This window comes from Blautia liquoris (genome assembly GCF_015159595.1).
GTDB classification, from domain to species: Bacteria; Bacillota; Clostridia; order Lachnospirales; family Lachnospiraceae; genus Novisyntrophococcus; species Novisyntrophococcus liquoris.
This window is the reverse complement of the sequence record NZ_CP063304.1, coordinates 3,323,616-3,342,275: the sequence shown is the minus strand read 5'-3', so window position 1 is coordinate 3,342,275 and position 18,660 is coordinate 3,323,616. Positions and strand designations below refer to the sequence as shown.

Here is an 18,660-nt window from a genome sequence, read left to right as displayed (position 1 = left end):
ATATGCCATTTATCGCACCTGAGTTAATCATTCAGGCGAAGCAGATGGACTTATTAACCTACCTGATAAATTATGAACCGTATGAGCTGGTTAAGTTTTCAGGTAACACCTATTGCACAAGAACCCACGATAGTTTGAAGATTTCAAACGGGAAATGGATATGGTGGTCGAGAGGTATCGGTGGCAGGAGTGCTTTGGATTATCTGATTAAGGTCAAAGGTTACAGCTTCCTTGAAGCGGTGGAAACCATTATCGGACACACATCGATTCAGGCTCCGGTCTATGAAAAGCCACAGCCAAAAGAGGAAAATAAACCGCTTCTTCTCCCTGAAAAATGTTCTTCCAACAGAGTGATTACAGAGTATTTTTTCGGGAGAGGAATAGATTTTGAAATCATCAATTACTGTATCTCTAATGACCTTATCTTTGAGAGCCTGCCGTATCATAATGTTGTGTTTGTAGGCTATGACGAGAAGAAAGAGCCGAAATATGCAGCCTACCGTTCCACGAATAAGCGTAGGATTATGGGCGATTGCAGTGGCAGTAAAAAAGATTATTCTTTTCGGCTTGGTAAGGAAAACTTGGAGGAAGTACACCTCTTTGAGTGTGCCATAGACCTGTTATCCTATGCCACGCTTGCGAAGCTGAACGGGCAGGATTGGAAAGAAATGAGCTTTGTTTCGCTGTCCGGGGTGTATTCTCCGGCAAAGAAAATTGAGGACAGTAAAGTGCCGATTGCACTGGAAAAGTATCTTGGCAGTAACCCATCTGTCAGGAAAATCCGTATCCATTTTGACAATGATATAGCGGGCAGAAAGGCAGCACAGACCTTAAAAACTATTCTGCCGGATAAGTATGAAGTCGTTGATGAGCCACCAAAAGCAGGTAAGGACTTCAACGATTTTCTTTGTATGCGGATGGGAATTTACAATAAAAAAACACACGAAAGGAATGAAGAACGATGAATGATTCTAAGATTAAAGTTCTCTTGGTAGAACCGGAAAAATACCCAAAGGAAATTGTAATTGACGACAGTCTGGAAGCAATGCAGGAGGTTGTCGGCGGGGATATTGAGGAATATATGCCCTATGACGATGACGTTGCAATCATCTGTAATGAGGAAGGAAAGATGAGAGGACTTCCGCTTAACCGTGCAGTTTATGTGCAGGACAATGATAAGAAAGAGATGGTAGATATTATCTGCGGCAAATTCTTTATCTGTTATGCACCGCCTGAGAGTGAGAGTTTTCAGAGCTTGCCGGACGATATGATGAAGAAATACAAGGAACAGTTCAAGTATCCCGAACGCTTTTCTAAGGAAGTGGGCGGCAATATCGTGGCTGAACCTTTTAAGCCGAAATCAAAGGATTATGAGAGATAGTAGACTGAGAACGGGGCAACCCGGAGGAGATGTTTATTCTTAGCGAGCAGACCATTTGGATAAACACAGTTTCCCAAACGGTAAAAGGCTCGTTAGGGGTTGCCCCTAATACCCCGTGAGAAAGGAGAACTTGATTTGAGAGAGTTATTACTTATCGCCGCTGGGACACTGCTCAGCAGTTGTCTTGGCGTTACGATGATGTGCTTATTCCAGATTAACAAAGATTGCAGAGTAAAGAGAAAGGAAGATACTGATTATGAGAAAGAGAAACATTCAGAAGATTGTCCGCTTTAACCGCAAGGAAGCACAGGATTTGGCAGCTAAGGCAAAGAAGGCTTGTCTTTCCGAAGCAGGACTTATCCGTTTACTTATCAGAGGTTACGAACCGAAAGAGAAACCCGATGACCGTTTCTATGATGTGATGAGGGAACTTTCCTCTATCGGTAATAACATCAATCAGCTTGCTGCCAAAGCGAATACACTTGGTTTCATTGACGCACCTATGCTGAAGAATGAAGCTGCAAAGTGGAATAAGTTCCAGTCAGAGATTGAGAGGACATATCTTCGTCCAAATCAGAGCGAAATGAAATGGCAGTAACAAAGTTGTGGTCGGTAACAGAAAGGCTTGGTCAGGTCATTGACTATGCAACCAATCCCGAAAAGACTTCTGCAAATATCAAAAGGGAGTTTTCACCGGAACAGTATCAGGCTCTTGCTGATGTTATTGCTTATGCAAAGGACGAAGAAAAAACAGAGCGAGAATTTTATGTTGAGGGTATCAACTGTAATGTGGCGATTGCCCGTGAACAGTTCATAACAGTTAAGGAACAGTACCAAAAGACAGAAGGTATCCAAGCCTATCACGGATATTTGAGTTTCAAGGAAACAGATATATCTCCTGAGATGGCACAGAAAATCGGAATGGAATTTGCAAATGAAGTGTGGGGTAAAAGATTTCAGGTCGTTGTGACAACCCACCTGAACACAAAGCACCTGCATTGCCATTTTGTCATCAACTCTATTTCTTTTGTCGATGGCAAACATTTGTGGGGCGAGGAAAAAGCGTGGTTCAAATTCCGAAAAGTTGCAGACAGAATTTGTGAGAAGTACGGACTTTACTATGACCCGAATCCGAACCGCAGTAAGCAGTCGGATTATCTGACGATGAAAGAAAAGGCAGGTATGCCGACACGCTATTCGGTTGCAAAAGAAGCCATTGATTATGCTATCGACCATAGCAAGACCCTGAAAGAATTTCAGTTTGCTCTCAAGGAAATGGGATATGCCTATAACCTAAGTCCAAGCCGAAAATACTGGACGGTCATTCCAAAGGGATACGATAAGCCGATACGACTGAAAAATCTCGGAGCAGATTATACCAATGACCGGATTGTAGAGCGTATCAAAGAAAATCGTGACAGATGGGCAGAGATTGAGCCGTTCCAGAGGGCGACTTATAAACCAAGACAGTACCGTATGCAGACCAGAGGGCAGAAGCTGAAAAAGAAAGGCGGACTTTATGGGCTGTATCTGTATTACTGTTACAGACTCGGTTATCTGCCCAAGTATAAGAAACAGAATAACGCAAGGCTTCATTATCTTTTGAAAGATGATTTGATGAAGCTCGATAAGATTACTGATGAAGTAAGGCTGCTCGGACGAGAAAATATTTCCACGGACGAACAGCTTTTTTCATATAAGACTTCCTTAGAGGAGCAGATGAAAAATCTGATTGCCGGAAGAACACATCTCCGAAAAAAGAGAAGAACAAATATTGATGATGGTCAGCTTCAGGCGGCAAAAGATGAAATCGCTTCTATCAACGGAGAATTAAAAAAACTCCGACGGGAAGTAAAACTCTGCGAGGATATTGCGGAGAGGTCAAAGGTTATGGAAGAAAACCTTGAGCATATCGAAACAGAGGAACAAAAACAGCAGAGAAAGGAGAAATCACGCTATGAACAACGGTGGTGACGCAGCAGAGCAGGTCGTTAGGCTTTCGCTTGAAGGATTTGAAGTTGCTGCAAGATTAAGCGGTTCGGCGGCGAAGAATATCGCATTGCTTTTGGTATCGGTTCTGAAGCAGGAACAAAAGACGAAGGGTAAAGCAAGGCTTACCAATATGATTAAGTCAGGCAAGGAGCTGAAAGTCTTTTCCATTCCGCAAAAGGACTTGAAGAAGTTTACCGAACAGGCAAAACGCTATGGCGTTCTTTATTGTGTCCTCAGAGATAAGAACACAAAGGGAGAGAACGCTCCGGTAGATATTATTGCAAGAGCAGAGGACGCTTCTAAAATTCAGCGTATCGTTGAAAGATTTGAACTTGGCAAGGTGGATAAGGCTTCGATTGTCAGTGAAGCAGAGAAGGCTATCGCAGACCGTGAAGCGGTTGAGAAAGAAAAGCCGACCAAATCCAAGAGTGAAATCATTATGGAAGAAGCGGTCAGAAATCCAATGCAGAAAGAGGAGCGAGCAAACGCAAACCCCTCAGTCGCCAAAACAGACAAAAGCCCTCTGTCAAGGCAAAACTCAGAGCCGGTAGAAACGCAATCTGATAAGGGTGTTGCAAAGCCAGTAGAAAAGCCATCGGTCAAAGAGAAACTTGACCGTTACAAGGCACAGGCAAAACAGCAAAAAGAAGCAGAGCGTAAAGAGCCGGAGGTTAAGAAAGACGGTAAGAAGCCGCAGCAGAAAAACGGTCAGACGGTACACCGTCAGCCGAAGAAGAAACCCAAAACAAAAGAGAGGTAATTCACTATGACAAATGATTTCAAACCCGCAAAGGCTGGCGGTACTCAGCCAAGATTATCCAAAGAGGAGTATGCGGAAAAGAAGCGAGCAGAAAAAGAAAAAGTCTATCAGATGATTGATGACGCTGCCCGTGAGATTGTGAATGACCCTGAGAAGTTCAAGAGCTTTCTTGATACGCAGAGTCGAATGGACAGATATTCCGCAGCAAATGCTCTCCTTATTTACAGTCAGTATCCGCAGGCGACACAGCTTAAAGATTTTGATGATTGGGGTAAGGACAATGTGAAGATTACCAAAGGGGCAAAGAGTATTTCTATTCTTGAACCAGTGGAATACACAAGAGCAGATGGTTCTCCGGGTATTTCCTACAATGTCAAAAAGGTATTTGATGTTACGCAGACAAATGGAAGAAAAGCTCCGGCAGTATCAGCAAACCGTGACCCGAAAGCACTTATCACGACAATGCTTGATGTATCTCCGGTGGAGGTTGCGGCAACCGATGAACTTCCGTATCCGAATATGGCAGCTTTCTATAATAATGAAAAGCAGACCTTGTATGTGAAGCGTAATGTGGGCGACAGCGTAGCAGTTGCCCAGTGTGTCGCTCAGGAACTCGGACACGCACAGCTTTCTATCAACAGTGAAAGTTACAGCCGCAGGGATATGGGCTTTCAGGCAGTGTGTATCGGATATATGCTTTGCAAGAAGTATGGAGTAGATACACAGAATTTTGCAATTAACCGTATTCCGGAGGGACTGGCTTCCAAAGAGCCGAAAGAAATCCGTGCGGAGCTTTCCAAGACACGAAATGCAATGGCAGAAATTCACAGTCATATCTCTGATGAAATGTTCCGCAAAAAGCAGGAGCGTTCAAAGGACTATGAGAGATAACGGAGGGCAGATATGAAAAAAGAAAAACTCTACCACATTGCTTTGGACGATTACGAACACGGTGTTGTCATTCGCTCCTTAAACGATGAGAAAACAAAGTTGATGGAGGAAGGCAAGTCCGCAGACGCAGTAGACGACCTGCTTGTAAAAGTCGGAAATGCCCCATTGAAAAAGTTCAAAGTGATTGAAAGGAAACGCTCAGATGAAGCGAGATAATGACAGGCAGACTGCCATTATTTTATCCATTGTCGGTATCGTTCCGGTCATATGGCTGGCACTTCTGATTGCACCTTCCATAAGCGGAGGATTGCCGGAGATAGCAGCCAATCTTGCGACACTTTTTGATAATCCATTTTCCATAAAATTATGTGGGGACAGCCTGAAAACTGTCCTCATTTTACTTTTATGCTATGGAATGGGTATCGGGATTTATTTCTCAACAAGAAAGAATTACCGCAGACGAGAGGAACACGGTTCTGCCAAATGGGGCAATGTCAGAGCCATTGATAAAAAGTACCGACAAAAGCCGCTGTCAGAAAATAAGCTGATGACTCAGAATGTGTGCATTGGGCTTAATGCCAAGAAGCACAGACGAAATCTGAATACGCTTGTGTGCGGCGGCTCCGGTGCAGGTAAGACAAGGTTTTATGCAAAGCCTAATATTATGAATGCTGCCAGAAACAGCTATGTGATATTAGACCCGAAAGGGGAAATCCTGCGAGATACGGGACATCTTCTTGAGAAGAAAGGTTACGAAGTGCGTGTGCTTGATTTGATTTCAATGGAGAAAAGCCATTGTTACAATCCGTTTGTTTATTTGCAGAATGACAATGATGTGCAGAAGCTCGTAACCAATCTATTCAAGAGTACCACTCCGAAAGGTTCACAGAGTAATGACCCGTTTTGGGATACGGCAGCGTCAATGCTTCTGCTTGCACTTGTATTTTATCTGCACTATGAAGCACCGCCGGAAGAACAAAATTTTGCAATGGTAATGGAAATGCTCAGAGCCGGGGCGATTGAGGATGAGGACGACCCAAGTCCTTCTCCGCTTGATAATCTGTTTTCGGATTTGATGATAGATAATCCTGACCACATTGCTTTGAAGTATTACCACTCTTATCATTCCGGTTCTTCCAAAACATTAAAATCCATACAGATAACCCTTGCAGCAAGGCTTGAAAAGTTTAACTTGGAAAGTCTTGCTGCTCTTACTTCTGCCGATGAACTGGATTTGCAGTCACTCGGAGAGAAAAAGGTGGCACTGTTTGCATTGATACCGGATAACGACTCTAGTTTCAACTTCTTGGTATCCATTCTTTACACACAGCTTTTTCAGCAGTTGTTTTATGCAGCCGACCATATCCACGGCGGCTGTCTGCCGATGCCTGTTCATTTTATGATGGACGAATTTGCCAATGTTTCACTGCCGGACGACTTCGACAAGATACTGTCGGTTATGCGTTCACGTGGTGTATCGGTAAGCATCATCTTACAGAACTTGGCACAGCTTAAAGCCTTGTTTGAAAAACAGTGGGAGAGCATTGTGGGTAACTGCGATGAATTTCTTTACCTTGGTGGAAATGAGCAGTCAACCCATAAATATGTGTCGGAGCTGTTGGGCAAGGAAACCATTGATACCAACACGTTCGGAAAGAGTACCGGAAGAAGCGGTAACTATTCCACCAACTATCAGATTAGCGGCAGAGAGTTACTTACTCCTGATGAGGTGCGTATGCTCGATAATCAGTACGCTATTTTATTTATCCGTGGGGAAAGACCCATTATGGATTTCAAATATGACATTATGAAACACCCGAATGTGGCACTTACCACAGACGGAAAGGCAAGTCCTTATAAGCACGGAGAAGTCACAAAAGATATTGCTTCGATTGCCATTTGGGACATTGACCCTGCAACACTTCCTGAAAAGGAAATGGAAGAAACGAACTGGGAACTTCTTTCCGATGAGGAGATGGAAGCTCTGTTCATAAACAATCAAACAAATTAAATTTTGGAGGTATTCAACTATGACTATTTTTAAGAAAAAAGCAACTGACACTCAGGAAACAAAGAAACTGCCTATGACCGGAAAGGTCAAGAAAGGCTTCCGTGCTTACTGCACAATGGTCATTGTCGGTGCGTTGGCACTTGGAATGACAACGACTGCATTTGCAGCGAATGACCCGCTTACCGTAGTTAATAATTTGTCTGACTTTATCTTCGGACTTATCCGTGCCATCGGTATGATTTTGCTTGGCTTTGGTATCGTGCAGGTCGGTCTTTCACTCAAATCTCACGACCCTTCTCAGAGAGCCAATGGCTTCCTGACTCTTGCGGGCGGTGTCATTATCACTTTTGCGAAAGAAATCCTTACTCTTATCACAGGCTAAGATAAGAGTTACACAGTTATCGAGGGGTGTGCCAAGTTACGGGACACCCCTTAATTGTAAGGAGGTGCTTTGAATGAGTGATAACTGGGTAGTTCAAAATCTTGAAAATGCCCTTGAAACTTGGAATGAAAAACTGTCGGAAATATGGACACTCATCACAACTACACCGCAGAACTTTAAGGGCGGGAATATCTGGAAGGTTATCGTTGACATCAATGGTGCAGTTCAGGCTATCGGGCTTGCATTGCTTGTATTGTTTTTCGTGATAGGTATGGTAAAGACCTGCGGAAGTTTTACAGATGTGAAGAAACCGGAACACGCTTTAAAACTCTTTGTCCGTTTTGCATTGGCGAAAGGTGTTATCACATACGGAATGGAGCTTATGCTTGCATTATTTAATATCGTGCAAGGGACGATTTCAACCATTATGAATGCTGCCGGATTTGGAACTCCGGAACAGACGACCTTATCCGCAGAGATGGTAACGACCATAGAGGATTGCGGATTTTTTGAGAGTATCCCTTTGTGGGCGGTAACGCTTATCGGAGGATTATTTATCACGGTGCTGTCGTTCATTCTGATAATGACAGTGTATGGACGATTTTTTAAACTTTATATGTACACAGCACTTGCACCGATACCACTTTCCACATTTGCAGGAGAACCGACACAGAATGTAGGCAAGAGTTTTATCAAGAGCTATTGTGCAGTTCTGCTTGAGGGGGCAGTCATTGTACTTGCTTGTATTATTTTCTCCGTATTTGCTTCATCGCCGCCAGTGGTTAATCCTGATGCAGCAGCAGTTACGCAGGTGTGGGCATATATTGGGGAACTGGTATTTAATATGCTCGTTCTTGTCGGTGCGGTAAAGATGTCTGACCGTATTATCCGAGAAATGATGGGACTTTAAGGAGAGATTTTGAGATGAACCAAAGAGATTGTAAGAAATGTGTTTACTATGGCGGTAAACGGAAGGGCAAAGTCTTTTGCCTGAATGATAAATGCGGGAGGGAGAACGACCGAAACCGCAGGAAAGGAAACAGATATGGAAGTAAAAATTAACCGTGAAATCAGAAATTATACAGAGTCAATGTTTTTTGGACTGTCGCTCAGACAGTTCATTTTTTCTGTTCTTGCTTGTGGCGTTGCGGTAGGACTGTATTTCTTGCTCAGACCGTATGTTGGCACGGAAACCGTATCGTGGGTGTGCATTTTGGGTGCTGCCCCGTTTGCGGCACTTGGTTTTGTGAAGTACAACGGTATGACCGCAGAGAAAGCAATCTATGCGTGGATAAAGTCGGAGTTTTTAATGCCGAAGAAGCTGGTGTTTCATTCTACCAATGTGTATTACGAACTGATGAAGCCAAGCATTGAACAGAAGCAGAAGGAGGTATTGAAGTCAAATGATTAAGACTCTTACAAATTTGTTTAAGCAGGACAAAGAAAAATTTGTTGTACCGAAAGGGGTGCAGGACGTGATTCCCGTGGCGGCTATCTTTGATGATGGCATTTTCAAAGTGGGAAAGGATAAATATTCAAAGACTTATCGCTTTACGGATATTAACTATGCAGTGGCAAGCCGTGAAGATAAGGAAGCGATGTTTCTTGAATATTCCGAACTTCTGAACTCACTTGACAGTGGTGCGACGACAAAAATCACAATCAATAACCGTCGGCTCAACAGACTGGATTTTGAGCAGACAATTCTTATTCCGACAACCGGAGATAATCTGGACGAATATCGAGAGGAATACAACAAAATGCTTCTTGATAAGGCAACGGGGGCAAACTCTATTGTTCAGGATAAGTATATTACCATTTCCATCAACAAAAAGAGTGTGGAGGACGCAAGAACTTATTTTGCCCGTGTCGGTGCAGATTTGATTGCTCACTTCGGCAGGCTTGGAAGTAAGTGTGTGGAACTGGAAACAGACGAAAGACTTCGTATTTTCCACGACTTCTATCGTGTGGGAGAAGAAAGCTCTTTCCACTTTGATATTAAGGAAACAAGAAAAAAGGGACACGATTTTAAGGATTATATCTGCCCCGACACAATGGAATTTGAAAAGGACTATTTCAAGATGGGAAACCGTTATGGAAGAGTCCTTTTTCTTCGTGAATATGCGTCCTATATCAAAGACAGTATGGTAGCGGAACTTACGGATATGAACAGAAATCTGATGATGTCCATTGATATTGTTCCCGTTCCAACTGATGAAGCAGTAAAGGAAGCAGAGAACCGTCTGCTTGGTGTGGAAACCAATATCACAAACTGGCAGCGTAGGCAGAATGCCAATAACAACTTCTCTGCAACTGTTCCGTATGATATGGAGCAGCAGAAGAAAGAAATGAAAGAGTTCCTCGATGACCTTACGACCCGTGACCAGAGAATGATGTTCGCTGTTATCACAATGGTTATTACAGCAGACAGTAAGGAACAGCTTGAGAATGATACGGAAGCATTGCTTACCACAGCAAGAAAACATCTTTGCCAGTTTGCAACACTGAGATTTCAGCAGGTAGATGGACTCAACACGGTAATGCCGTTTGGAACAAGAAAGATTGATGCGTTCAGAACACTTACAACAGAGAGCCTTTCGGTATTTATCCCATTCAGGGTGCAGGATATTTTCCACGAGAACGGTATCTATTACGGTCAGAATGTTATCAGCAAAAATATGATTATCGCAGACCGTAAGCAGCTTTTGAATGGTAACTCCTTTATTCTCGGTGTATCTGGTGGCGGTAAGTCATTTGCGGCAAAGGGAGAAATCATCAATCAGGTGCTTTCTTCGGATGCGGATATTATCATTATCGACCCTGAGCGAGAGTATTCACAGCTTGTCAATGCAATGGGCGGAGAGGTAATCAATATTTCTGCTACTTCCGATAATCACATCAATGCAATGGATATGAATAAGGATTACGGCGACGGTGCAAACCCTGTCATTTTGAAATCCGAGTTCATCATGTCCCTTTGTGAACAGCTTATCGGAGGAACTAATCTCGGAGCAAAGCAGAAGTCTATCATTGACCGTTGTACGGCAAGCGTGTACCGCAGTTATCAGCAGAATGACTATCAAGGGCATATACCGACCTTGCAGGATTTCAGGGCAGAACTTTTGCAGCAGGACGAACCGGAAGCAAAGGAACTGGCACTTGCTATTGAGCTTTTTACACACGGTTCTCTGAACACCTTTGCAAAGCAGACGAATGTGGATACCAATAACCGCCTTATCTGCTATGACATTCTTGATTTGGGTAAACAGCTTATGCCGATTGGTATGCTTGTTGTCCTTGACTCTATCCTGAATCGTATCACACAGAACCGTGCAAAGGGTAAGAATACCTTTATCTTTATTGATGAGATTTATCTTCTGTTCCAGCACGAATACTCTGCAAATTTCCTCTTTACCTTGTGGAAGCGTGTGAGAAAATACGGTGCATACGCAAGTGGAATCACTCAGAATGTCGATGACCTTTTGCAGAGCCACACAGCGAGAACAATGCTTGCAAACTCAGAGTTCATTATTATGCTGAATCAGGCTTCCACAGACAGGCTTGAGCTTGCAAAACTTCTGAATATTTCCGACCTTCAGATGTCCTATATCACGAATGTGGAAGCAGGACACGGACTTATCAAGGTGGGAAGTTCGCTTGTACCGTTTGCAAACAAATTCCCTAAGAACACGAAACTTTATAAACTGATGACGACCAAGCCGGGCGAAGCGTAAGGAGGGATTTACAATGTCTAAGATTCAATTTCGCAATGCTGCACACAGAGATTTTGTATTGGAAAATCTGGATAAGTGCAAAGTAAACGACTGCTATCACAGAGCGTTTTTCTATGTGATGGGTATTTCAGAAGAAACGAGAATGAACATCGGAAAGATGTTTGATTTTAAGAGGGACTGCATCATACCGGAAGGTATGCACGGCGGTTGGCAGACAAGTGGCACAGTCAAGGTCTGCCACCTTGCCTTTAATCTCTGGAATGGATTTACGGAAGAAGGCAGGGAAAATCTCTATACACCGGAGGAACTGTTCTGTTGTGGATATGCTCCGTATTTCATGGAGGGTATCAAGTTGAGGTATCCGGAGTATTGCAGAGATTTGACTCCACCTAAGAGAAACGATATGGAAAGGTAAGAGAAAATGAGCAGAAAAATCTATATTATTATTGCGATGGTGTTTACGGTAGTGTTGTCTGTAAGCACCTTCTTTATTATCCGTAATCACATTGACTCTGCCAAGCAGAATGAAGTCTATGATAACCTTGCGGAGATTGTGGAGGACGAGCCGCCAAAGGAAAATGAGGGCGTGACGTTTTCGGAAGATAAGGACTATCTTGCGGAATATCTTGAACTCTATCGGCAGAATGAGGATATGGTGGGTTGGATAAAGGTTGAGGATACCAATATCAACTATCCGGTCGTGCAGTCTGTAAATGAGCCGAACTTCTACCTGAAGCACAAGTTTGATAAGACCTATTCCGCTTATGGCTGTCCATATGTGCAGGAAAATTGTGATGTGCAGAAGCCTTCAGACAACATCATTATATACGGACACCATATGAATGACGGTTCGATGTTTACGGGACTGATGAAGTACAGAAACAAGAGCTTTTGGGAAGGTCATAAGACTATTACCTTTGATACACTGACGGACAGACACCAGTATGAAGTGATTGCAGTCTTTAAGACAGTCGTTTATACAGACAGCTCCGATAGCTTTAAGTATTATGAGTTTACGGACGCAGAAAATGCGGCAGAGTTTGATGCGTATGTTGCTAAGTGCAAGGAACTTTCTTTGTATGATACCGGAGTATCGGCAGAATATGGCGACAAGCTGATTTCTCTTTCTACTTGTGAATATTCAAGAAACAATGGCAGGCTTGTTGTTGTCGCTAAGAGAGTGGATTAAACCCCACTCTCTATTATTTTTCGAGAAAGGAGGAAACCGATGGCTGATATAAAAACAAGAGATACAAGCAAAGGTACAATCAAGACCATAAATAAGGCAGCAGTTGCCACGGAGCGAATGAAGAAAGCCTATGTAATGACGAAAGATAAGGCAGAACATTCCACTAACGCTTCGGAAAATTCCGCAGAGGAATATGCTTCCGATAAAATCGAAGCGGCAACGGATAGGACTGTTCACGAAACTGCATACCGTGCGGATAAAGTCGGCAGATGGGGTGTGCGTGAAACAAGACAGAATTATCAGAAAGCCAAAACGGGAATTGAGAATTTCAAGACCAAGCGTGCAGAAAAACAGCTTCAGAAACAATCGGTCAATCCTGTCGGAAAACAGAGTATCCGAACTCTAGAGCATACGGAGAAAACAATTAAGCAGTCTGCAAGGTCAGCAGGAAATTCGACAGTCAAGACCGTATCGAAAGGTGCAACCAATACTGTTCAAAGGTCGGTCAAGACCGCAGAACAAACGGCAAAGACTTCTATTAAGACCACAAAAGAAGCTGCCATTATAGCACAGAAAACAGCAAAAACAACAGCCAAAGCAACACAGAAAGCGGCTCAGACGGCAAAGAAAGCGGCGAAAGCCACAGCAGATACCGTTAAAGCCACAGCGAAAGCTACTGTTGCGACAGTCAAAGCGATTATTGCAGGGACAAAAGCACTTGTAGCAGCAATCGCAGCAGGCGGTTGGATAGCGGTGCTGATTATTATGATTGTCGTGTTGTTTGGTGCTGCCGTAGCAATGTTTGGAGGAGGAAGTGACAGTAATTCCTATACTCCGGTAAGTGCAGAGGTAGAAGCCTATGAACCTATCATACAGAAATATGCCAAAGAGTACGGCATTCCTGAGTATGTAGAACTTATCAAGGCGGTTATGATGCAGGAAAGCGGCGGCAGGGGACTTGACCCTATGCAGGCAGCAGAAGGAAGTTTCAATACGAAGTATCCACACGAACCCAATGGAATTAAAGACCCTGAATATTCTATCCAGTGTGGAGTTCAGGAATTGAAAGCGGCTCTTACTTCGGCAGAAGTGGAAAGTCCGATAGATATGGAGCATATTAAACTTGCTTTGCAAGGCTACAACTTCGGTAATGGATATATCTCTTGGGCAAAATCAAAGTATGGCGGTTATTCTTATGCCAATGCAGTGGAGTTTTCCACTCAGCAGGCACAAAGGCTTGGTTGGGATAGTTATGGAGATACCCAATATCCGGCTCACGTTCTGAGGTACTATCCGTATGGGCGAGCCTTTACTGTCGGAGGTAATCAGGCGATTGTTGAGGTTGCCTTGACGCAGCTAGGCAATCAGGGAGGACAACCTTACTGGAGTTGGTATGGTTTTGACAGTCGAGTGGAATGGTGTGCCTGCTTCGTATCTTGGTGTGCTGACCAATGCGGGTATATTGAAAGCGGACTTGTTCCGAAATTTGCAGGTTGTGTGGAGGGTGCAAACTGGTTTAAGTCAAATGGAAAATGGCAAGACCGCACATATGAACCAAAGACAGGAGATATTATCTTCTTTGATTGGGAAGGCGACGGTACAACAGACCACGTTGGTATTGTAGAGAAATGTGAGAATGGTACAGTTTATACCGTAGAGGGCAACTCAGGCGACGCCTGCAAGCAAAGACAGTACACAGTCGGAAGCAGCAATATCTATGGATACGGTATTCCGGCATATTAAAAATTCCAGACGGTGTCTGGAAAATCGAAAAGATGGCTGCTCAGTTGAGTAGCCATCGGGTACATTATGAGAAATCGGTTGTTTCTCTGTCTTTTAGGAAAATATGATGTGTGTGATAAGTGAAACTGAAAAGCATATCGGCATCTTCTTTTTTGCCATCTAAAAAGGAAATATCATCGGCAAGGATAAACAACATTGCTAGCAGCTTCTTAATATATCCGTTGTAGCAACCATAATCAAGATAGATGTGTGCTACATAACCTTCGCTAAATTCTTCTAAATCTACATCAATTTTATAGGTGTTAGATAATTCTTCTACGGTTTTAATGAACTTATCTTTATTGGCGATTCTTTCTTCATCAGGAACACTTTTGCGGTTCTTTCGCATATATTCAAAGAAATCACTGACTTGTGAAATAGCGGCATCGTAATCAGCATCGTCTTTGGATTCTGTATCAGAATTCATGAACTTATATTTCTTGAAACGCTTACTGAATATTATTTTTCTTTCTTCCATTCCTTTTTACCCCTAAGTTTTTTTGGAGATTGTTTAACTTGGCTCTTGGGTTGTGATTTGTCGTTCGCCATTAACAATCGTGAATTACTACTTTTATAGTATAACATAAAAATAGTTGGGAATCATCACTAATAGTTGGTTTGACTTCCTTTGGGTGCGTGTGATTTAAAATCGACTTAACCTATACTATTAGTTATGGAAACACACTAGGGGAGGTGATGTGATGAAGCTCGATACAATCGGCAAGAATATAAGAAAGTTCCGACTTGCGAGGAAATTACGCCAAGAAGATTTGGCTGAGAAAACAGATTTGACAACAAATTATATTGGTATGGTTGAGCGTGGAGAGAAAATTCCGTCACTCGAAACTTTCATAAAGATAGTAAATGCTTTAGGTGTATCATCGGATATGGTTCTTACAGATGTTCTGGAAACGGGATATACAGTCAAGAACTCAATGCTGAATGAGAAGCTTGAAAAACTTGTTCCTGAAGATAGAAACAGAATTTATGAAGTCATAGATACACTTGTGAAGCAGTCAAAGCAAATACTTCCATAAAACACAGAAGTTCGTCCTAATCGACGAGCTTTATTTTTTTTCAGTATAAAAAATTTCTGCTATCGACAAATTTTTCGGGACTTCGACAGAGAGAATATGCTATAACAACAACTGTCAGTGATAGATACATACTAATAGACATAGGAGGAAGTAGAAGTGAACGACATTTTCAGACAAATAGCGAAAGAAAATGGAACAACCGAAAAAGCAGTAAAAGAGGAAATGCAGTTTGCCATTCGGGAAGCAATGAAAAGTGCTGAACCGGAAGCAATCGCTTTTTGGAAAGCAGTTGCACCGGACGGAAAAGAGCCGCCGATAGAAAAGGTCATAGCAATGATTGCATTGAATGTTAATAATAGAATGTATAATTGAGGTGCTTCGGCATCTCTTTTTTATTATTCTTTAAAAGAGTTGTATTAGGTGTTTGTAAAAAGTGACACCTTAGTGTCTGAAAGGTTACATTTCTGTCCGAAATCTTGAAATGCCTGAAAATTTAATATATAATATTAAATGGTTAACTGTAACGAAGAAGAATTATAAGATGAAGAGGTGTTACTGATGAAGATATGCTATAACAAACTTCAAAAACTTATGATTGACAATCAAATGAAAAGACAGGATTTAATGCGTGCAGCCGAAATCACATCATACGCTGCAACGAAGATAAATAAGAATGAGCCAGTATCTCTTGAAGTATTGATGAGGATATGTCAGGTATTTCACTGTGACATCGGAGATATATGCGAAGTTATTTTAGATGAGTAATAAAAAAGTTATGTATTATGGTTTACTTGATTTTATAGGAGGATATGTTAATGGCATCGAGTAATAATGCAAATATCGGATTTGAAAAACAGATTTGGGACGCAGCGTGTGTCCTTTGGGGACATATTCCCGCAGCAGAATATAGAAAGGTTATCGTAGGTCTTATTTTCCTGCGTTATATTTCAAGTGCTTTTGAAAAACGCTATCAGCAGCTTGTTGATGAGGGCGACGGTTTTGAAGATGATAAGGACGCATACGCAGAGGACAACATCTTCTTCGTACCGGAGGACGCTCGTTGGAGCAAGATTGCTTCTGTGGCGCATACCCCTGAAATTGGAACTGTCATTGATGAAGCAATGAGAGCCATTGAAAAGGAAAACACTACCCTTAAAAATGTACTTCCTAAAAACTATGCCAGCCCTGATTTGGACAAGCGTGTTTTGGGTGATGTTGTTGACTTGTTCACTAATATGGATATGGGCGACACAGAGGAAAGCAAAGACCTTCTCGGCAGAACTTACGAGTATTGTATTCAGCAGTTCGCCGCTTACGAAGGTGTTAAGGGTGGCGAGTTCTATACCCCGGCAAGTATTGTTAAAACAATCGTTGCTATCTTAAAGCCGTTTAAGAACTGTCGTATATATGACCCTTGCTGTGGTTCGGGCGGTATGTTCGTACAGAGTGCGAAGTTCATTCAGGCACACAGCGGCAAGCGTGGAGAAATCGCCGTTTACGGTCAGGAGTCCAATGCTGACACTTGGAAAATGGCTAAAATGAATATGGCTATTCGTGGCATTGATGCTGACTTCGGTGCATATCAAGCAGATACATTCTTCAATGACTTACATAAAACACTGAAAGCAGATTTCATTATGGCAAATCCGCCTTTCAATCTTTCCAACTGGGGACAGGAAAAGCTCAAAGAAGATGTTCGTTGGAAATACGGAACACCGCCTGCCGGCAATGCCAACTATGCGTGGATTCAGCATATGATACACCACCTTGCACCGAATGGGAAAATCGGTCTTGTACTTGCTAACGGTGCGTTGTCCTCTCAGTCCAGCGGCGAGGGAGAAATCAGAAAGAACATTATTCAGGCTGACCTTGTGGAAGGCATCGTCGCTCTGCCGACTCAGCTCTTTTACAGCGTTACCATTCCTGTTACGCTTTGGTTTATTACCAAGAACAAAAAGCAAAAAGGCAAAACCCTCTTTATCGACGCCCGCAAAATGGGTTATATGGTTGACCGTAAGCACAGAGATTTTACCGATGATGATATTCAAAAGTTGGCAGATACATTTACGGCGTTTCAAGATGGCACTCTCGAAGATGTAAAAGGTTTCTGTGCTGTTGTCGACCTTCAGGAAATCGAAAAGCAGGACTTCATTTTGACACCGGGCAGATATGTCGGTATTGAAGAAGTTGAGGATGACGGAGAACCGTTTGAAGAAAAGATGACCCGTCTTACTTCTGAATTATCGGAGATGTTTGCAAAGTCTCACGAACTGGAGGACGAAATACGTAAGAAACTGGGGGCGATTGGATATGAAATTTAATAGATACGCTCTTTCCGACTTGGCAACTATTAAATACGGAAAGAATCAAAAAAAAGTTCTTTCAGAAAGTGGAAACATTCCTATCTATGGTACTGGTGGACTGATGGGGTATGCGACAACCGCTCTTTATGATAAACCTTCTGTATTGATTGGAAGAAAAGGCACAATAGGAAAAGTTAAGTATGTAGAGCATCCGTTTTGGACAGTTGACACGCTTTTCTACACCATCGTAAATACGGATATTGTACTTCCTAAGTATCTTTATTATGTTATGTCGCTTATTGACTTAAATAACTATAATGAGGGGACAACAATTCCAAGCTTGAGAACTGAAACTCTTAATAGACTTGAATTTGATATTCCGTCATTGGTAGAGCAAGAAACAATACTTTCTTGCCTTAATCCGATAGATGAAAAAATTGCACTCAATAATGCCATAAACAATAATTTAGCGGCTTAGATGTCAATTTTGGAGACATCCAATTCGCCGGACATAAGTTTTGGCAATAGTGAATCACGCATTTCTGCAAGCAGAGCATTTTCGTAGGTGCGAGATACAATTTTCTCAAACATTGGCTTTACAAGGCAGTTAAACTCTCGTATTTCATTGGTTGTTGGCGAATATATAGGCATTTTGCGTAATTCACCTAAACTGATATATTTTTGAGTGCTACCCGCAAGACATTTCCCAATATGTTGTAATGTCTTCTCACTTTTAAGGTAGCAAAGAAAATAATATGCGAGTTCAGGTGTATGAGAGGTTTTGAACAATGCCACATTTTTTATGGCAAAGTCAACAGTTTCATATGGAATATAAGATATTAAACCAATAGTCCCTATCATACTCATCAATATATCTTGTGTTTCAACAAGGCTACGTTCATTGATTTTATCGAAATCAGCCTTGGATATGTGGTTTGCTGAAGCTTTGTCAACACCAAATGGTAAAAGATGTTTTGAAGTAATAAGATAGTATCCCGTTGCTTGTGCTTTAGGCGAGTCGTGAGTGCCATCTCTAACATCAATAATGCTTGATAATTCGACTGGTACAGTGTTTACCTCAGAAAACATCTTATAATACACAGCCTGAGCTTGCTGCTCTAAATTATTGTTTATAACATATCCCATAACTTCCGTGGGTGGCGGGAGTTAATTTCGGGGGACTTCCGCCCCATAGTCG

General features: G+C 42.3%; 23 protein-coding genes. 21 read left to right on the top strand and 2 right to left on the bottom strand.

All coding sequences use genetic code 11. The annotated features are described in order from the left end of the window. Window positions 1-2: 2 nt before the first annotated feature. The 16 genes from INP51_RS15250 (at window position 3) to INP51_RS15175 (ending at window position 14,083) form a co-directional block, all read left to right on the top strand. Window positions 3-965 carry a DUF3991 and toprim domain-containing protein gene (locus INP51_RS15250; RefSeq protein ID WP_132381000.1) on the top strand — a complete coding sequence of 321 codons (963 nt, stop codon included), beginning with the start codon at window positions 3-5 and terminating at the stop codon, window positions 963-965. Further along, entirely contained in the window at window positions 962-1,381 is a 420-nt protein-coding gene (locus INP51_RS15245) for a DUF3846 domain-containing protein (protein ID WP_002594669.1), read from the top strand. Before INP51_RS15250 ends, INP51_RS15245 begins: the two co-directional genes overlap by 4 nt. Window positions 1,382-1,516: 135 nt before the next feature. Next, window positions 1,517-1,675: a DUF3789 domain-containing protein gene (locus tag INP51_RS15240; protein WP_193735605.1), complete on the top strand. Its 159-nt coding sequence runs from the start codon at window positions 1,517-1,519 to the stop codon at window positions 1,673-1,675. Beyond that, window positions 1,638-1,979, top strand: coding sequence for a plasmid mobilization protein (locus INP51_RS15235; RefSeq protein WP_002594670.1), 342 nt, complete (start codon window positions 1,638-1,640; stop codon window positions 1,977-1,979). The genes INP51_RS15240 and INP51_RS15235 overlap by 38 nt, the downstream gene beginning before the upstream one ends. Next, entirely contained in the window at window positions 1,970-3,355 is a 1,386-nt protein-coding gene (locus INP51_RS15230) for a relaxase/mobilization nuclease domain-containing protein (protein ID WP_193735604.1), read from the top strand. Before INP51_RS15235 ends, INP51_RS15230 begins: the two co-directional genes overlap by 10 nt. Next, the gene (locus tag INP51_RS15225) at window positions 3,339-4,133 is read left to right on the top strand and encodes a PcfB family protein (protein ID WP_015530022.1); all 795 of its coding nucleotides are present in this window, start codon (window positions 3,339-3,341) and stop codon (window positions 4,131-4,133) included. Before INP51_RS15230 ends, INP51_RS15225 begins: the two co-directional genes overlap by 17 nt. A gap of 6 nt (window positions 4,134-4,139) precedes the next feature. Beyond that, the gene (locus INP51_RS15220) at window positions 4,140-5,024 is read left to right on the top strand and encodes an LtrC-like protein (protein ID WP_193735603.1); all 885 of its coding nucleotides are present in this window, start codon (window positions 4,140-4,142) and stop codon (window positions 5,022-5,024) included. A 12-nt stretch (window positions 5,025-5,036) separates the two neighbouring features. Beyond that, the gene (locus INP51_RS15215) at window positions 5,037-5,240 is read left to right on the top strand and encodes a hypothetical protein (RefSeq protein WP_193735602.1); all 204 of its coding nucleotides are present in this window, start codon (window positions 5,037-5,039) and stop codon (window positions 5,238-5,240) included. Continuing rightward, entirely contained in the window at window positions 5,227-7,035 is a 1,809-nt protein-coding gene (locus tag INP51_RS15210; RefSeq protein ID WP_008789328.1) for a VirD4-like conjugal transfer protein, CD1115 family, read from the top strand. The genes INP51_RS15215 and INP51_RS15210 overlap by 14 nt, the downstream gene beginning before the upstream one ends. Window positions 7,036-7,054: 19 nt before the next feature. Further along, the gene (locus INP51_RS15205) at window positions 7,055-7,417 is read left to right on the top strand and encodes a hypothetical protein (RefSeq protein ID WP_015530024.1); all 363 of its coding nucleotides are present in this window, start codon (window positions 7,055-7,057) and stop codon (window positions 7,415-7,417) included. A 73-nt stretch (window positions 7,418-7,490) separates the two neighbouring features. Then, on the top strand, window positions 7,491-8,327 hold the full coding sequence (locus tag INP51_RS15200; RefSeq protein ID WP_193735601.1) for a hypothetical protein: 837 nt from the start codon (window positions 7,491-7,493) through the stop codon (window positions 8,325-8,327). A gap of 135 nt (window positions 8,328-8,462) precedes the next feature. Next, the gene (locus tag INP51_RS15195) at window positions 8,463-8,828 is read left to right on the top strand and encodes a PrgI family protein (RefSeq protein ID WP_023920514.1); all 366 of its coding nucleotides are present in this window, start codon (window positions 8,463-8,465) and stop codon (window positions 8,826-8,828) included. Next, a complete protein-coding gene (locus INP51_RS15190; RefSeq protein ID WP_055062744.1) occupies window positions 8,821-11,151 on the top strand; it encodes a VirB4-like conjugal transfer ATPase, CD1110 family in 2,331 nt (776 codons plus the stop codon). Before INP51_RS15195 ends, INP51_RS15190 begins: the two co-directional genes overlap by 8 nt. A gap of 13 nt (window positions 11,152-11,164) precedes the next feature. After that, window positions 11,165-11,566: a DUF6075 family protein gene (locus tag INP51_RS15185; protein ID WP_002594682.1), complete on the top strand. Its 402-nt coding sequence runs from the start codon at window positions 11,165-11,167 to the stop codon at window positions 11,564-11,566. Between the two features lie 6 nt (window positions 11,567-11,572). Then, window positions 11,573-12,340 (top strand): class B sortase, encoded by a 768-nt coding sequence (srtB, locus tag INP51_RS15180; protein ID WP_055291071.1) that lies wholly within the window; start codon window positions 11,573-11,575, stop codon window positions 12,338-12,340. A 39-nt stretch (window positions 12,341-12,379) separates the two neighbouring features. Beyond that, window positions 12,380-14,083, top strand: a complete 1,704-nt coding sequence (locus INP51_RS15175) for a lysozyme family protein (RefSeq protein WP_193735600.1) — start codon at window positions 12,380-12,382, stop codon at window positions 14,081-14,083. Window positions 14,084-14,147: 64 nt separating this feature from the next. Here INP51_RS15175 and INP51_RS15170 read toward each other — a convergent pair whose 3' ends face one another. Then, entirely contained in the window at window positions 14,148-14,600 is a 453-nt protein-coding gene (locus INP51_RS15170; protein ID WP_193735599.1) for a hypothetical protein, read from the bottom strand. Between the two features lie 223 nt (window positions 14,601-14,823). Between INP51_RS15170 and INP51_RS15165 the strand changes: the two genes are divergently transcribed. The 5 genes from INP51_RS15165 to INP51_RS15145 all read left to right on the top strand — a co-directional run bounded on the left by INP51_RS15165 (window position 14,824) and on the right by INP51_RS15145 (window position 17,940). Then, window positions 14,824-15,159 (top strand): helix-turn-helix domain-containing protein, encoded by a 336-nt coding sequence (locus tag INP51_RS15165; protein WP_055215124.1) that lies wholly within the window; start codon window positions 14,824-14,826, stop codon window positions 15,157-15,159. A 156-nt stretch (window positions 15,160-15,315) separates the two neighbouring features. After that, window positions 15,316-15,531 carry a hypothetical protein gene (locus INP51_RS15160; RefSeq protein ID WP_002594687.1) on the top strand — a complete coding sequence of 72 codons (216 nt, stop codon included), beginning with the start codon at window positions 15,316-15,318 and terminating at the stop codon, window positions 15,529-15,531. A gap of 186 nt (window positions 15,532-15,717) precedes the next feature. Further along, window positions 15,718-15,924: a helix-turn-helix domain-containing protein gene (locus INP51_RS15155; protein WP_118374201.1), complete on the top strand. Its 207-nt coding sequence runs from the start codon at window positions 15,718-15,720 to the stop codon at window positions 15,922-15,924. Between the two features lie 50 nt (window positions 15,925-15,974). After that, window positions 15,975-17,480: a type I restriction-modification system subunit M gene (locus INP51_RS15150; RefSeq protein WP_193735598.1), complete on the top strand. Its 1,506-nt coding sequence runs from the start codon at window positions 15,975-15,977 to the stop codon at window positions 17,478-17,480. Next, window positions 17,470-17,940, top strand: coding sequence for a restriction endonuclease subunit S (locus INP51_RS15145; protein WP_193735597.1), 471 nt, complete (start codon window positions 17,470-17,472; stop codon window positions 17,938-17,940). The genes INP51_RS15150 and INP51_RS15145 overlap by 11 nt, the downstream gene beginning before the upstream one ends. Here INP51_RS15145 and INP51_RS15140 read toward each other — a convergent pair. After that, on the bottom strand, window positions 17,937-18,608 hold the full coding sequence (locus INP51_RS15140) for a restriction endonuclease subunit S (RefSeq protein WP_193735596.1): 672 nt from the start codon (window positions 18,606-18,608) through the stop codon (window positions 17,937-17,939). The two genes, INP51_RS15145 and INP51_RS15140, sit on opposite strands and share 4 nt — an antisense overlap. Window positions 18,609-18,660 lie beyond the last annotated feature (52 nt).